Origin of the sequence: Algibacter pectinivorans (genome assembly GCF_900112595.1) — a bacterium.
Classification (GTDB): domain Bacteria; phylum Bacteroidota; class Bacteroidia; order Flavobacteriales; family Flavobacteriaceae; genus Algibacter_B; species Algibacter_B pectinivorans.
In genome coordinates this window covers 359,540-374,461 of sequence record NZ_FOMI01000001.1, presented here as the reverse complement: position 1 = coordinate 374,461, position 14,922 = coordinate 359,540, and the positions used below count along the sequence as shown (strand labels likewise).

The window sequence follows — 14,922 nt, the reverse complement described above, 5'->3', positions numbered from 1 at the left end:
TTAAAAAACGTTATTTTAAGGTTTAGATCTAATATCTATGAAAAAAGACCTTAAAATAGCGTTAATTCAAACGGATTTAGCCTGGGAAAATCCTGATCAAAACCGTGTAAACTTCACAAAGAAAATTAAAAACATTTCAGAGGATGTCGATATTATTGTACTTCCCGAAATGTTTACTTCTGGTTTTACCATGAATGCTTCGGCTGTTGCCGAAACTATGGATGGTAAAACAGTAACTTGGTTAAAAGAATTAGCCTTACAAGTAGATGCTGCCATTGTTGGTAGTATGGTTATTTTAGAAGGGAATGCTTTTTATAATCGCTTGCTTTTTGTAATGCCTTCTGGCCAGGTAACACATTATGATAAACGCCACTCGTTTACCTTAGTTGGCGAAGAAAAAGTATATACTTCGGGTACCAAAAAAGTGATTGTAGATTATAAAGGTTGGAAAATTTGCCCTTTAATTTGTTACGATTTGCGTTTTCCTGTTTGGGCGCGAAATACCGAAGATTATGATGTGCTCCTTTACGTTGCCAATTGGCCAAAACCCAGAGTTTCTGCTTGGGATACTTTATTAAAGGCGCGTGCCATAGAAAATATGAGCTATTGCGTTGGTGTTAACAGGGTTGGAGTTGATGGTGTAAACGCTGTGTATTCTGGTCATTCGGCGGTGTATGATGTGCTTGGAGAGCCATTAGTAACCTGTGCTCCAAATAAGGACACTATAAAAATCGCTACACTCGAAAAACGACATGTGGAAGCCTACAGAAACAAGCTTAAATTTTTAAACGATAAAGATCAATTTAAAATTACTTAAACGTAAGTGTTTCTTGAATTCCCCAATCTGCTCTAATTTCAATTTCTTGAAAATGACTAATTTTTTCTGGTTGAATCTTTTTTAGGTAGTTCCCCGTATCGTACATGCCGTTGCTATTGGCATCATGAACAACGCGTATAGAATACATCCCTGCAGCTATGTTTAAAAAGTCTACAGTACCAGCTTCGGTGGCATAGCGTTCTTCTTTAACCTCTCCTTTTTTATCAGTTAATTGAATAATAAGTGGGTATGTAGCATTTACAATGGTAAATCTCACATAACCAAAATCGGAAGCTTTTTTAGTTCTTAAACTTAAATTTAAAGTGTCCTTATTTTTGTCGCCATAAAAATCTTCAAAGGCCTCAGGAAGAATTTTAATTTTATAGTTGTTGTCTTCAGTTTTATCAAACTTAAATAAATAGGCATTGTTTAGCGTATCAAAATCAGTTTTAAAGCTTACAATTGTAGAGTCTTTATCTATCATGCTAATCTTCGAAACATCCATTTTTGTAAGTGGCGTGCTACCTGCTATTTTAAAATCTTCGTCATAATCAATATTACCAGAAGGCGAGGCTCCAATAACTAAAGTGTCTTTATCTTTTTTACTCAGTCTAACAGTAAACTCTTTTTCGTAATCGGTATTGCTAACTTTAAACAGTAAAGAATCGGTTTCAAATTTAGGTTTGTACCAATAGTTTAACGAATCTTTTGTGGGGTCTTTGGTAATGCGGTATTCAAAATCCGAAGGCGTGTCAGAGAGTAGGTCTATTTGCATACCATTATAATCACCTTCAAAACCAAAAGCAATTTTTTCGCCGGCAATTAAACGCGGTCTAGTTGCTTTAAAATCTAACGTTTCGTTAAAAAGGCGTAAGGTGTATAATGAGTCGGTAGGCACTTCAATATAATTTTTATGAAATGCTATTTGATCGGTTTTTTGTTGAAACTTATTATCGCCATTACCATCCTTTAAAGCCATTAATAAATACTTGCCAGGTTTTAAGTTATCTATAGAAAAGGTAGTAATACTATCTAAAGTATTTGTAATATATTTTGGAGCAGCTTTATAAACCACAGAGTCTCTAAAGGTAGAATCTACTTCGTATAAGGCTACATTTACAAAAGTTTCTGGCTTCTTTTTTAAGGCGTCAACAATGTTGCCTTTTACAGATAGCGAATCAATATAATCGCCAGTAGATAGGACGTAACGGTAATATGGATACGGGTTGCCTTCGTTGTTATCTGTTATACTATTTCCAAAATTAAAAGCGTAAGTGGTATTAGGTTGTAAGGTGTCGTAAATTTTAATGGTAATATATTTACTTCCGCCACTTAAAGGTGAAACGTCTGGTGGCGTATTCATTGGTGGCGAGATAATAAGCTGTTTTTTAATGTCTTTTATTTTAATGTACTCGTCAAAGTACACCTTAATTTCATCGCCTTTAAAGTTGGTTGAATAATTTTCTGGTTCAGATTTTACAATTCTAGGAGGTGTTTCATCTTTTGGACCACCTTGTGGCGTTCCACGATTAGCACAACTAATAATAACTAAGCCAATAATTAAGGCGAAAATAAAATTTGAAAGGGTCTTATTCATCAACAACTTAAATTTTTAGCAAAAGTACATGAATTCGGTTAAAAAATATAACGATAATATATTTATGCTATTGCCATGGCAGCAATACTTATTTTTATGTTTTTAGCTTCGTTTAAAACCAAAATGCAAGCTTCTAGTGTGGCACCTGTGGTTATAAGGTCGTCCACAATTAAAATATGTTTGTTTTCAATTTTTCGTGGATTTTTAAGTGTAAATAGTTGATTGTCGTTGGTCCAACGCGCAAAACGTTTTTTAGTAACCTGCGATTTGGTGTTAGTTACTTTTAGCAGCACATCATCCACATATTGAGCATTAAGCGTTTCTGCTATTTGTTGTCCAAATTTAGCAACTTGATTAAAACCTCTTGTTTTTAATTTGTTTTTATGTAATGGTACCGGAATAACGATATCAATATCTTGGTAAGCTTCTAGTGTTTTTAATTCGCCACCCAACCAATTTCCTAAAACAAACCCAATATGCTCATGCTTTCGGTATTTTAGGTTGTGGATAAGGCGTTGCACATGGCCTTTCTTTTCAAACCGGAATAAAGCAGTGCCATTTTCCACTTGGGCACGACCGTAAAGCACCTTTTTTACGCTATCGTTATTATCAAAATGAAAATTGGTAATGGGTAGGTCGTGTCGGCAGTCCAAACAGATGGTTTTCTCATTATCACTTAGTAAATTATGGCATGCGTAGCATACTTTAGGGAAGAATAAATTTACTATAGATTTAAGCATGATAAAAAATGTAGTCTTGTAAACTTAATTATTTTTAACAAAATGACGTTTGTTTTAAGCGGTTTTTTATTTTTGCACCTATGGCAAATCAAGATGATCAATTTAAGAAGGTAATTTCGCATGCAAAGGAATACGGATATGTGTTTCAAAGTAGCGAGATTTACGACGGTTTAAGTGCAGTATACGATTACGCACAAAACGGCGCAGAACTAAAGAAAAATATACGCGACTACTGGTGGAAAGCCATGGTGCAAATGAATGAAAATATTGTAGGTATTGATGCCGCAATATTCATGCATCCAACCACATGGAAAGCTTCTGGTCACGTCGATGCGTTTAACGACCCTTTAATAGATAATAAAGATTCTAAAAAACGTTACAGAGCAGATGTTTTAATAGAAGATTATTGTGCTAAAATTGAAGCAAAAATTGAAAAGGAAGTTAAAAAAGCCGAAAAACGTTTTGGTGATGCCTTTAATAAAGAAGAATTTGTTTCAACTAACGGACGTGTAGTTGGTTACCAAGAAAAGATAAATTCAATTCTTTCTAGAATGGCAAAATCTCTAGAAAACGAAGATTTAGCCGATGTTAAAGCACTTATTGAAGAGTTAGAAATTGCCGATCCATTAACAGGAAGTAAAAACTGGACAGACGTTAAGCAGTTTAACTTAATGTTTGGAACAAAGTTAGGAGCTTCGGCAGAATCTGCGATGGATTTATACTTGCGTCCAGAAACGGCACAAGGTATTTTTGTTAACTTTTTAAATGTACAGAAGACAAGCCGACTAAAAATTCCGTTTGGAATAGCGCAAACAGGTAAAGCCTTTAGAAATGAAATTGTTGCAAGACAATTTATTTTTAGAATGCGTGAGTTTGAACAAATGGAAATGCAGTTTTTTATAAAACCAGGTACTCAAAAAGAATGGTACGATTACTGGAAAGAACACAGAATGAAATGGCATTTATCTCTAGGAATGGGGGCTGATAATTATCGTTTTCACGACCATGAGAAATTAGCGCATTATGCTGATGCCGCAGCCGATATAGAATTTAAATTCCCGTTTGGTTTTAAAGAATTAGAAGGGATTCACTCTAGAACCGATTTCGATTTAATAGCACACGAAGAGCATTCTGGAAAGAAATTACAATATTTCGATCATGAAGATAATGCAAGTTATACACCTTACGTTTTAGAAACATCCATTGGTTTAGACCGTATGTTTTTAGCTGTTTTTTCAAACTCTTTACAAGAAGAAGAACTAGAAAACGGAACAACAAGAACCGTTTTAAAATTACCAAGTGTCTTAGCACCAGTAAAAGCCGCTATTTTACCATTGGTTAAAAAAGATGGTTTGCCAGAAATAGCAAAACAAATTGTTGAAGAGCTAAAGTGGGATTTTAATGTTATTTATGATGAAAAGGATGCCGTAGGACGTCGTTACAGAAGACAAGATGCCAACGGAACACCGTTTTGTATTACTGTAGATCATGACTCGAAAGAAGATGGCACAGTAACGATTCGTCATAGAGATTCTATGGAGCAAGAGCGTGTTAAAATTGAAGATTTACGTACTATTATTAAGCAAGAAGTAGATGTGCGTTCTTGGTTAATGAAAATGTAAAATTCCTGTGAAAACAGGAATCTCATAAATTAAAAACCCAAGCATTGCTTGGGTTTTTTGCGTTATAAATTAATTATATTTACAGGGCAACAACTAAGTATTTGTTATATCCTTATGTGTTGATGGATAGTATTAATTAAAAAGCGTAACTGGATTTGGAAATTGTAGAGAACCACAAAAATGGGTATGTAATTTCAACCGATAGAAAAAAGTTGAACGTGGCATTAATTCATGATTTTTTAACTAATGAGTCGGGTTGGAGTAATGGAATACCTTACGAAAAAGTTGAAAAATCAATTAATAATTCTTTAAATTTTGGTATCTATTTTGAAGACAATTTAATTGGATTTGCACGAGTAATTTCTGATTTTTCTACTATCGCCTATATAGGGGATATTTTTATTTTGAAAGCGCATCGCGGACTCGGGTTGAGTAAATGGCTTATGGAAGTTATTATGGGACACAATGAATTACAAGGTTTAAGACGTTGGATTTTATTAACAAGCACAGCGGAATGGCTTTATGAAAAGTATGGATTTACAAAATTACCGCAACCTGAAATTTATATGGAGAAACACAATCCGAAGGTTTACCAAAGTGAATAAAACATCGCATAGTCACGTAATTGAAGTAAAACGGCTCTTTTTTTGCTAAAGCCTGTTTGTTAAATATGCACTTGCCTATTTATTTGCTGGTCTAAAGATATTAAGGATTCCGTGCGCTGTACGCCGGTTATGGTTTGAATTTTTTCGTGTAATAAACGCATTAAGTGGGCATTGTCTTTACTTAAAAGTTTAATAAATAAACTGTAATTACCAGTGGTGTAGTGGCACTCTAAAACTTCGGGTATGCGTTTTAAGGCTCTAACCACATCGTCTGTGTTGGCGGCTTTATCCAGATAAATACCAACAAAGGCTAAGGTTGTAAACCCTAAAACTTCTGGGTTTATTATAAATTTTGAACCAGATATTAGTTTAGATTTTTCCAGTTTTCGTAAACGTTGATGGATGGCCGCTCCAGATATGCCAACGTTTCTAGCAATTTCTAAAATTGGTGTTCTGGCATCTGTAGTTAAGGCTCGAAGTATTTTTTTGTCGATGCCATCTATAGTAATTACTTTGTTTTTTTGTTTCATAAAAAGCACTTGTTTTTTAATTCCCGTTAAGGAGGGAATTTTACTATTATGTGTTAATCTAAAACATAAAAGTAAGTATTTGATGTTAAATTGAAACTATAAATTGCGTTAGGGATTGCAGTGGAAAGCCCACAGCCCGACGTAGGAGGTGCGAGGACTTGCAACGCAAAGCCCGACCCCTTGGGAAACGCCCAAATACTAAATATTTAATGGGTTGTAGCCTAAATAAGGAACTTCTTTTTCTTGAAACCTAATACCGTAGTTTTCGAGTTCTTTTAAAATGGGGTTATAGACTTCTTTAGTGATAGGTATTTGAACACCTGGAGTTTTTATTTTGCCATTTAAAATGGCAAGTGTGGCAATGGCAACGGGTAAGCCCACCGTTTTTGCCATAGCGGTATAGGTTTGGTCTTCGCCAAGTACAACCATATTGGCGTCTATTTGATGTTGTTTTCCGTGTAGTTCGTAACCGAATTTATGATACATAACGATCATGTCTTTGTCGGTTTTTGATAGGGTCCAGCTGTCCATTAATATTTTTTGAAGTATTTGTGCCGGAGTTGCTTTTTTGAGTTCTACGGGTTTATTAGGGTTAAAAATATCGAGTTCTATGAGTTTATCCCAAACCATATCATCTTGATCGATTTTTAATTGGTGGCGTAGTTTTAACTCGACCGAATCTGTGGGGCTGTATGGCAGAAAGGCGTTTACAAAATCGCGATAACTCATGTTTTCGCTATCGTCTATGGTGTAGCTATCATCGGTCATTCCAAGTGTAGCAAAAATATGCCATGCACGACTAAAACCTACACGACGCATGGTGCCACGGTATAGGGTTTTAACATGGTCTAAACCGTAAACGCTTTGGTATTTTAGGGAGTCGCGGTTGGCATACACTTCAAAGCGTCCAAAATTGGGAATTTCTAAAAATTCTGTGCGTCTAAATAATCGGTTATACGGAATGTACTTGTAAGCACCTTCTTGAAGAAATTTGGCGGCGCCACCCTGACCTGCAACCACAACATTTCTAGGGTTCCAAGTAAATTTGTAGTTCCATAGGTTGTTATCGCTTTCGGGAGCTACTAATCCACCTGTAAAGGACTCGAACAAAATAATTTTGCCACCTTTATCCCTAATGCGGTCTAGAACTTGCATTGCGCTCATGTGGTCTATTCCGGGGTCGACTCCAATTTCGTTCATTAAAACCAGATTGTTGGCCTTGGCATCGTGGTCTAGATGTTGCATTTCTGGACTTACGTAACTAGCCGTAACCATGTGCTTTTTGTAAGTGATGCAATCTTTAGCAACTTCAATATGAAAGCGGGCCGGAAGCATGGATATTACAATATCTGCATCTTTAATAGCTAGTGTTCTTGATGGGCTATCAAACACATCTAAGAGGAGAGCTTTGGCGTTTTTATGGCTGCCAATTAAGGATTTTGCCTGGTCTAAATTTAAATCGCCTACGGTAATATATAAATTCTCGGAAACCGATTTATCTAGAAGATATTTTAATAAGTAAGCTGTTGATTTTCCTGAACCAATGACTAAAATCTTTCGCATATTAAGTAAATTTGTTGTGATTATAGATATGCTATTTTGGCATTTTATTGTACCAATTTACTAATTATTAAGTGTAATTTTAAAGAATAATTAAAGGAAGATGAATAAAACAATATTGGTTACCGGTGCTATTTTGGGTGTTTTAAGTATTATTTTGGGGGCTTTTGGCGCACATGCTTTAAAGGAATTAATACCTGAAACGGCACAACAAACTTTTGAAACCGGGGTGCGTTACCAAATGTATCATGCATTGTTTTTGTTATTTATAGGTCATAGTCCTTTAATTAAGGAAAAAACAAAGCGCATTATTTTCTTTTTGGTGGTTATAGGAGTTTTGTTTTTTTCGGGTTCTATTTATGGATTGGCAACAAATTCTTTATCTGGTTTTAATTTTAAATCTATTGGTTTTATAACGCCAATTGGTGGTTTGTTATTAATTATGGCGTGGTGTTTTATGTTAGGGTCTTTTTTAAATTTTTCTTCGAAAAAAGTCGATTAATTTAAGGATGCTTGAAAAAAATGTCTTTATTTTGTGTTTTAGTATAATTTAGAACCAAGTTATGGGAAACAACAGTGAAGTTACGAAAACGATTGCGTTAGAAAAATACGGTATTAAAAAAGCCCATGTAAACTATCAATTAACGCCCGAAGAATTGCATGATATTACGGTATCAAAAGGATTAGGTGTAGAGGCTGCATCTGGTGCTTTGGCGGTTGATACTGGTGAATTTACGGGGCGTTCTCCAAAAGATCGATTTATAGTTAAAGATGATGTAACTAAAGATAAGATTTGGTGGGGCGATGTCAATATTCCGTTTGAACCTCATGCTTTCGATAAATTATATAATAAGGTTGTCGATTATTTATCAGAAAAGGAATTGTTTGTTCGCGATTGCTATGCTTGTGCAGACGAAAATTATAAGTTAAAAATTCGTGTTATAAATGAATATCCTTGGAGTAATCAGTTTGCATATAACATGTTTTTACGCCCAACCGAGGCGGAACTAGAAGATTTTAATCCAGAATGGACCATTGTTAATGCACCTGGTTTTATGGCTGTAGCCGAAGAAGATGGAACCCGACAACATAATTTTGCGATTTTAAATTTTACAAAAAAAATAGCCTTAATTGGTGGTACTGGTTATACCGGCGAAATTAAAAAAGGTATTTTTTCGGCATTAAATTTTATACTTCCTGTTTTTAAGAACACTATGCCTATGCATTGTAGTGCTAATGTGGGTAAGGATGGTGATACGGCTATCTTTTTTGGCTTATCGGGTACGGGAAAAACAACGTTATCTACAGATCCAAATAGAAGTTTAATTGGCGATGATGAGCACGGTTGGACAAACGAAAACACCGTATTTAATTTTGAAGGTGGTTGTTATGCTAAGGTTATTAATTTATCTAGAGATAACGAACCTGAAATATTCGACGCCATTAAAAAAGGTGCTATTTTAGAAAATGTTATTTTAAATGATAAGGGTGATGTAGACTTTGCCGATACCTCTATAACTCAGAATACACGAGTAAGCTACCCTATTCATCATATTGAAAATATACAGGTGCCGTCTATAGGTAAAAATCCAAAAAATATATTCTTTTTAACGGCTGATGCTTTTGGTGTTATTCCTCCAATTTCTAAGTTAACACCTAGTCAAGCGGCTTACCATTTTATATCGGGTTATACCGCTAAAGTAGCAGGAACAGAAGCCGGTGTTAAAGAGCCTGTGCCATCGTTTTCGGCATGTTTTGGAGCGCCTTTTATGCCTTTGCATCCTGCTAAGTACGCCGAAATGTTAAGTGATAAAATGATTAAGGCTGGTGTTAATGTTTGGCTAGTAAACACGGGTTGGACTGGTGGTCCATACGGTGTTGGTACACGAATGAAATTAAAGTATACGCGCGCCATGATTAATGCCGTTTTAAATGGCGATTTAGGACTTTATAATTATGATGATTACCACATTCACTCGGTATTTGGTGTAGCCCAACCAAGAAGTTGCCCAGGTGTACCAACAAGTGTGTTAAGTCCAAGATCTACGTGGAATGATGATGAAGCCTATTATACAACAGCTTTTAAGTTAACCAATGCCTTTCGAGAAAATTTTAAAAAGTTTGAAGCGCATTGCACTGAAGAAATAAGACGTGGTGGCCCACAACGCTATGCATTTTAATTAATTTAAGTGTTTTTTATTTTTATTAAGGCGCAAGCTTTAATGTAAAAAGGGAAGATTTTTTAAAATCTTCCCTTTTTATTGCGTTATAAAACAAAGTCTTATTTCCCTTTATTAGCTTTTTCAATATATTTTTGAAGCGCCATGGTCATTGAAGGTGTTTCAGGTGTTGGAGCAGCAATATCCACACGTAACCCTTTTTCTTCAACAGCTTTTATAGTAGTGTTTCCAAAAACAGCTATTCTAGTGTCGTTTTGTTTGAAATCTGGAAAATTTTGAAATAAAGATTCAATTCCAGAAGGACTGAAAAAGACTAACACATCGTAGGATACGTTAGCTAAATCAGAAAGATCACTAACTACAGTTTTATAAAACGTTGCTTGTTTCCAGTTAACGCCTAAAGCATCAAGTGTTTCTGGAACAGCAGGTTTTACCTTGTCTGTATTCGGTAATAGGAATTTTTCGTCTTTATATTTTTTAATTAAAGGCGATAATTCAGCAAAAGTACGTTTCCCAACATAAATTTTACGTTTTCTGTATACTACGTATTTTTGTAGGTAGTAAGCAACAGCTTCAGACTGACAAAAGTATTTCATGGTGTCTGGAACTTTAAAACGCATTTCTTCGGCAATTCTAAAAAAATGATCTACAGCGTTTCTACTTGTTAAAATAATGGCAGTGTAATCGCTTAAATCAATTTTTTGATGCCTAATCTCTTTGGCAGATACACCTTCAACATGAATAAATGGTCTAAAATCAATTTTTACACGTTGCTTTTCTTGTAAGTCAAAGTAGGGCGAGTTCTCTATTTTAGGTTCTGGTTGAGATACTAAAATGGTTTTCACTTTCATAAGCGCTAGCGTTTTTTTGTCTTTTATTTCGAAATAAATACCTTATATAAAATGATATAGGGTGCAATTTCGAGAGCGCAAAGATACAAAATAAAATAAAACAAGTGGTTTTTAATTAAACTTTGATGCGTTTTAAATGAACTAATTAAACCAATTGTGTTAATAATTAGCACTAAGGAAATAATAACATAAATTATTGTTAACGTAGGCGTAAAGCTATAAACTAAAACGGCATTAATTGGAAGTAATATTAGACCTAAATAATTTTTAAAACTTATTTTTTGAAAAATATATTTGTCTATAAGTTTATCTACTTCTAAAAGACTACCAATTAATCTTTCCATAAGCACTTTAATAAGTGTAAAAATACTAAGGCTAGTAGCTAGTTTTAAAATAGTTTGGATAGAAAAATTGGGTACATCTAGAATAAGTTTGTAAATAATTAAGAAGAATACGGATACCGAAATAATTAGGTTAAAAAACAGTAAAGCATCAAACTTGTCAAAAAATTTTTGTTCTCTAGAATAAATTTTTAAATACTTGTTGTTTCCTAATATTAAAATAAAATCGTCAAAACGTTTAGGGGCTGTTAATTTTGCTATAGCCACAGTTATAAAACTAATAACTAAAAGGATAGTAAATATTTCGTTCGAAACAATAGGTCTAAGCATGCCATAAAATTATCATAAATTTTAATATTAGTTAATATTATTAGGAATTATTTAAAATAAATAAAACTCGATTAATGTACATTTGTCAAATAAGAAAGATTGTCCTAAAAGAATATGTCGAAAACGGTTGTAATTATTCCAACGTATAATGAGGTAGAAAATATAGAAGCCATAATTAGGGCTGTATTTTCACAATCGCCTATATTACATGTGCTTATTGTTGATGATAATTCTCCAGATTTAACAGCATTAAAGGTTAAGGAACTGCAAAAAGAATTTAGCGATAAATTGTTTTTAGAAGTTAGAAAAGAGAAATCTGGTTTAGGAACCGCTTATATTCATGGTTTTAAGTGGAGTTTATCTAAAAATTATGATTATATTTTTGAAATGGATGCCGATTTTTCTCATAACCCAAAAGATATTCTAAGATTGTATCATGCATGCCATATTGAAGGCGCAGATTTAGCCGTAGGATCACGTTATAAAACAGGGGTAAATGTGGTTAATTGGCCCATGAATAGAGTGTTAATGTCTTATGGGGCATCAAAATATGTGCGTTTGATTACAGGTATGAAAATTCATGATACCACAGCAGGATTTGTGTGCTACAAACGACAGGTTTTAGAAAATATAGACTTAAATACTATAGAGTTTATAGGCTATGCGTTTCAAATAGAAATGAAATTTAAAGCTTATTTAAAAGGATTTAAAATTGTAGAAGTACCTGTAATATTTACAGATAGAACATTAGGAGAATCCAAACTACATTCAGGAATTATTTCTGAAGCTATTTTTGGGGTTATCTCAATGAAATTAAAAAGTTTATTTAAGAAAAGAGAAACGTATGCAAATGAAAACTAAACTAATTAAGAACGCTAAAATAGTAAATGAAGGTGCTATTTTTAATGGCGACGTATTAATTGAAGGCGACTATATTAAGCAAATAGGAGAGTTTATTAGTCCTAAATCTGCCGATGTTCAAGTTTATGATGCTGAAGGAAAATATCTTTTACCTGGTGTTATAGACGATCAGGTTCATTTTAGAGAGCCAGGTTTAACCCACAAAGGTAATATTGAAACCGAATCTAGAGCAGCAATAGCTGGTGGTATTACATCTTTTATTGAAATGCCAAATACTAACCCGCAAGCTACTACTATTGAAAAGCTTGAGGCAAAATTTGATGTTGCAGCAAAAACATCGTCTGCCAACTATTCTTTTATGTTTGGTGGTACTAACGATAATTTAGACGAGATTTTAAAGGTAGACAAAACTAAAGTAGCAGGTTTAAAGCTGTTTTTAGGTTCGTCTACAGGTAATATGTTGGTGGATAACCCAGAAGTTTTAGAGAAAATTTTCGAAAGTACCGATATGGTTATTTCTGTACACTGTGAAGATGAGGGGACCATAAAACGTAATTTAAAGGAACATATAGAAAAGTTTGGAGACGATATTCCTATAAAGTACCATCCAATAATTAGAAGCGAGGAAGCTTGCTATATTTCCTCATCTAAAGCCATAGAATTAGCTAAAAAAACAGGAGCAAGATTACATGTGTTCCATTTATCTACTGGCAAGGAAACAAGCTTATTTACGAACAAAATTCCTTTAGCCGAAAAGAAAATTACAGCAGAGGTTTGTATCCATCACTTATGGTTTTCTGATGAAGATTACGATAAAAAAGGAACCTTAATTAAGTGGAACCCGGCAGTAAAAACTAAAAATGATAGAGACCAATTGTGGGAAGCGCTTTTAGATGACAGAATTGATGTTATTGCAACAGATCACGCACCACATACTAAGGACGAGAAAAAAAACGTTTATACGAGTGCGCCTTCAGGTGGGCCGTTAGTACAACATGCTTTACCTGCTATGTTAGAAATGTTTCATAAAGAAAAAATATCTTTAGAAAAAATAGTGGAGAAAATGTGCCATAATCCTTCCATATTATTCCAGGTGGAAAAAAGAGGGTACATTAAAGAAGGTTATTTTGCCGATTTAGTTTTGGTAGATTTAAATAACCCATGGACAGTAACGCAAGATAATATTTTATATAAATGCGGTTGGTCTCCTTTTGAAGGGGCTACTTTTAAATCTAGAATTACACATACATTTTTAAATGGTACGTTAGTGTATCATAATGCCAAGTTTAATAATGTTAAAGCAGCAAAACGCCTAACTTTTAATAGATGATTTTAAAACGATTTTTATTTTTCCTTATACCTTGTATAATATGGTCTTGCAATAACCTAAAAGGCCCTGAAAAGCCAAAAAATTTAATTTCTAAAGAGAAGATGGTGGATATTTTAATTGATACTAGACTTATTACCTCAGCTAATTCTAAAGAGAAATTAATAATGAGAGATGAAGGTTTGGACTTAAATAATTACGTATATGAAAAGCATAATATTGATAGTTTACAGTTTGCTTTAAGTAACAGTTATTATGCCTACTATGTAGAAGAGTACGAAGATATTTATACAAAATTAACAGATAGTTTAGAGGTGTTAAAAGAGGCTTTAAAAGCTCAAGAAGCTAAAGAGTGGAAAAAAGAAGCCGATTCTTTGGAAGCGGTTTCAAAACAAAAAAAGGCTAATGGTGATTCTTTAACTACAAAACAAATTGATAAAAGTATTTTTAAGAAGCTAGAAGGCGATCTAAAAAAGAAAACGATTCGCGAAATAGACGAAACAAAGTTGTTAGAGGAAAGTATTCAAGAAATAGAAGGTTTGGTAGAACCTATTTCAGATAAAGACTTCCAATAACCTTAATAGTTTTATCAACAGCTTTAAATTTATAGTTTAAAGCTGTTTTTATTTTAGCACTACTATAATGCGTTTCTGTGGTTAGCGATTTGGCTAAATGCTTCGTAATAAGTCTTCGTTTACCTGTTAATTTATGTTTTAGCCAATCTATTCTCCAAGCTATATTTAATAGGTTTTTACTGGCTTGTTTTTTAGGAGGTTTTGCGTTTACAGCGGTTGCCAAGGCATGTAAAAATGATTTATAAGCCCAAGTTTCTGCTACCAAAATAAAACGTTCGTTTTTAATTTCGCTACGCATTAAGGTAATCATAATATCAACAACATCATCTACAGCTACTATTCCAACAGTGCCAGAAGTATAGTATTTAAAACCTTTTTTAGCTTTTTTAAATAAATTGCCTGTACCATAACGCCAAATGCCAGGGCCTAAAATAACACCTGGGTTTACAATTACAGCAACAAGACCTTCTTGTGTGCCTCTCCAAACCTCCATTTCGGCGCCATATTTTGTAATGGCGTAAACGTTATTGTCGTCTTCAGGGTTCCAAATGGTGTCTTCTGTAATCTCCGTATTATTTAGGGTGCTGCCTAAAGTGGCTATAGAACTTACATAACAAAGTTTTTCAATATTGCCAGAAATACAAAGGTTTACAATATTTGCAGTGCCTTCAATATTTGTTTTTCGTAAAAGTTGGTATTTATCGGGCTCAAACGATACAAATGCAGCGCAATGATACACTTTAGTAACTCCAGCAAAAGCGTCCATTAGTGCAGGAACATCCAAAAGGTCGGCTTGTACCCATTCTATAGTATTAAATAAAGCGTCGCTATTAGTATTGTAGCATGAAAATACATTTTTAGTGTTAGAAATCTTTTGCTCATTTCTGTAAATAGCTCTTACTTTCTTATTATCGGAAGCAAGTTTATATAGTAAATGCGCTCCAACTAGTCCTGTTCCTCCTGTTACTAAAATCATGCAACTAAAT

At 34.0% G+C, this 14,922-nt stretch carries 15 protein-coding genes; 8 read left to right on the top strand and 7 right to left on the bottom strand.

The window, feature by feature from the left end:
- Positions 1 to 37: 37 nt before the first annotated feature.
- On the top strand, positions 38 to 817 hold the full coding sequence (locus tag BMY96_RS01745) for an amidohydrolase (RefSeq protein WP_092848278.1): 780 nt from the start codon (positions 38 to 40) through the stop codon (positions 815 to 817).
- On the opposite strand, the gene BMY96_RS01740 is transcribed toward BMY96_RS01745, so the two are convergent.
- Positions 810 to 2,414: an Ig-like domain-containing protein gene (locus tag BMY96_RS01740; RefSeq protein WP_092848275.1), complete on the bottom strand. Its 1,605-nt coding sequence runs from the start codon at positions 2,412 to 2,414 to the stop codon at positions 810 to 812. The genes BMY96_RS01745 and BMY96_RS01740 overlap by 8 nt on opposite strands.
- 62 nt (positions 2,415 to 2,476) lie before the next feature.
- Positions 2,477 to 3,154 carry a ComF family protein gene (locus tag BMY96_RS01735; protein ID WP_092848272.1) on the bottom strand — a complete coding sequence of 226 codons (678 nt, stop codon included), beginning with the start codon at positions 3,152 to 3,154 and terminating at the stop codon, positions 2,477 to 2,479.
- An 80-nt stretch (positions 3,155 to 3,234) separates the two neighbouring features.
- On the opposite strand from BMY96_RS01735, the gene BMY96_RS01730 reads away from it, so the two are divergent.
- Together BMY96_RS01730 and BMY96_RS01725 are read left to right on the top strand one after the other, a co-directional pair.
- A complete protein-coding gene (locus BMY96_RS01730; RefSeq protein WP_092848270.1) occupies positions 3,235 to 4,776 on the top strand; it encodes a glycine--tRNA ligase in 1,542 nt (513 codons plus the stop codon).
- A 155-nt stretch (positions 4,777 to 4,931) separates the two neighbouring features.
- Positions 4,932 to 5,381 carry a GNAT family N-acetyltransferase gene (locus BMY96_RS01725; RefSeq protein ID WP_092848267.1) on the top strand — a complete coding sequence of 150 codons (450 nt, stop codon included), beginning with the start codon at positions 4,932 to 4,934 and terminating at the stop codon, positions 5,379 to 5,381.
- Positions 5,382 to 5,440: 59 nt separating this feature from the next.
- Here the strand turns inward: BMY96_RS01725 and BMY96_RS01720 are convergent, their stop codons facing one another.
- Positions 5,441 to 5,911 (bottom strand): Lrp/AsnC family transcriptional regulator, encoded by a 471-nt coding sequence (locus tag BMY96_RS01720; protein ID WP_092848265.1) that lies wholly within the window; start codon positions 5,909 to 5,911, stop codon positions 5,441 to 5,443.
- A 198-nt stretch (positions 5,912 to 6,109) separates the two neighbouring features.
- On the bottom strand, positions 6,110 to 7,474 hold the full coding sequence (locus tag BMY96_RS01715; protein WP_092848264.1) for a saccharopine dehydrogenase family protein: 1,365 nt from the start codon (positions 7,472 to 7,474) through the stop codon (positions 6,110 to 6,112).
- A gap of 100 nt (positions 7,475 to 7,574) precedes the next feature.
- Here BMY96_RS01715 and BMY96_RS01710 point away from each other — a divergent pair, with 100 nt between their 5' ends.
- Entirely contained in the window at positions 7,575 to 7,973 is a 399-nt protein-coding gene (locus BMY96_RS01710) for a DUF423 domain-containing protein (RefSeq protein WP_092848262.1), read from the top strand.
- Positions 7,974 to 8,034: 61 nt separating this feature from the next.
- Positions 8,035 to 9,651, top strand: a complete 1,617-nt coding sequence (gene pckA, locus BMY96_RS01705) for a phosphoenolpyruvate carboxykinase (ATP) (RefSeq protein ID WP_092848259.1) — start codon at positions 8,035 to 8,037, stop codon at positions 9,649 to 9,651.
- 101 nt (positions 9,652 to 9,752) lie between these two features.
- On the opposite strand, the gene BMY96_RS01700 is transcribed toward pckA, so the two are convergent.
- Entirely contained in the window at positions 9,753 to 10,502 is a 750-nt protein-coding gene (locus BMY96_RS01700; RefSeq protein ID WP_092848257.1) for a uroporphyrinogen-III synthase, read from the bottom strand.
- A gap of 23 nt (positions 10,503 to 10,525) precedes the next feature.
- Positions 10,526 to 11,173 (bottom strand): DUF4271 domain-containing protein, encoded by a 648-nt coding sequence (locus BMY96_RS01695; RefSeq protein WP_092848254.1) that lies wholly within the window; start codon positions 11,171 to 11,173, stop codon positions 10,526 to 10,528.
- A gap of 114 nt (positions 11,174 to 11,287) precedes the next feature.
- Here BMY96_RS01695 and BMY96_RS01690 point away from each other — a divergent pair, with 114 nt between their 5' ends.
- Genes BMY96_RS01690 through BMY96_RS01680 form a run of 3 tightly spaced genes read left to right on the top strand, consistent with a single transcriptional unit; the run spans position 11,288 to position 13,936 of the window.
- Positions 11,288 to 12,034 (top strand): polyprenol monophosphomannose synthase, encoded by a 747-nt coding sequence (locus BMY96_RS01690; RefSeq protein ID WP_092848251.1) that lies wholly within the window; start codon positions 11,288 to 11,290, stop codon positions 12,032 to 12,034.
- Positions 12,024 to 13,364: a dihydroorotase gene (locus BMY96_RS01685; RefSeq protein ID WP_092848249.1), complete on the top strand. Its 1,341-nt coding sequence runs from the start codon at positions 12,024 to 12,026 to the stop codon at positions 13,362 to 13,364. The genes BMY96_RS01690 and BMY96_RS01685 overlap by 11 nt, the downstream gene beginning before the upstream one ends.
- Positions 13,361 to 13,936: a DUF4296 domain-containing protein gene (locus tag BMY96_RS01680; protein ID WP_092848246.1), complete on the top strand. Its 576-nt coding sequence runs from the start codon at positions 13,361 to 13,363 to the stop codon at positions 13,934 to 13,936. Before BMY96_RS01685 ends, BMY96_RS01680 begins: the two co-directional genes overlap by 4 nt.
- Here BMY96_RS01680 and BMY96_RS01675 read toward each other — a convergent pair.
- The gene (locus tag BMY96_RS01675; protein WP_092848243.1) at positions 13,911 to 14,912 is read right to left on the bottom strand and encodes an NAD-dependent epimerase/dehydratase family protein; all 1,002 of its coding nucleotides are present in this window, start codon (positions 14,910 to 14,912) and stop codon (positions 13,911 to 13,913) included. The two genes, BMY96_RS01680 and BMY96_RS01675, sit on opposite strands and share 26 nt — an antisense overlap.
- Positions 14,913 to 14,922: the final 10 nt, after the last annotated feature.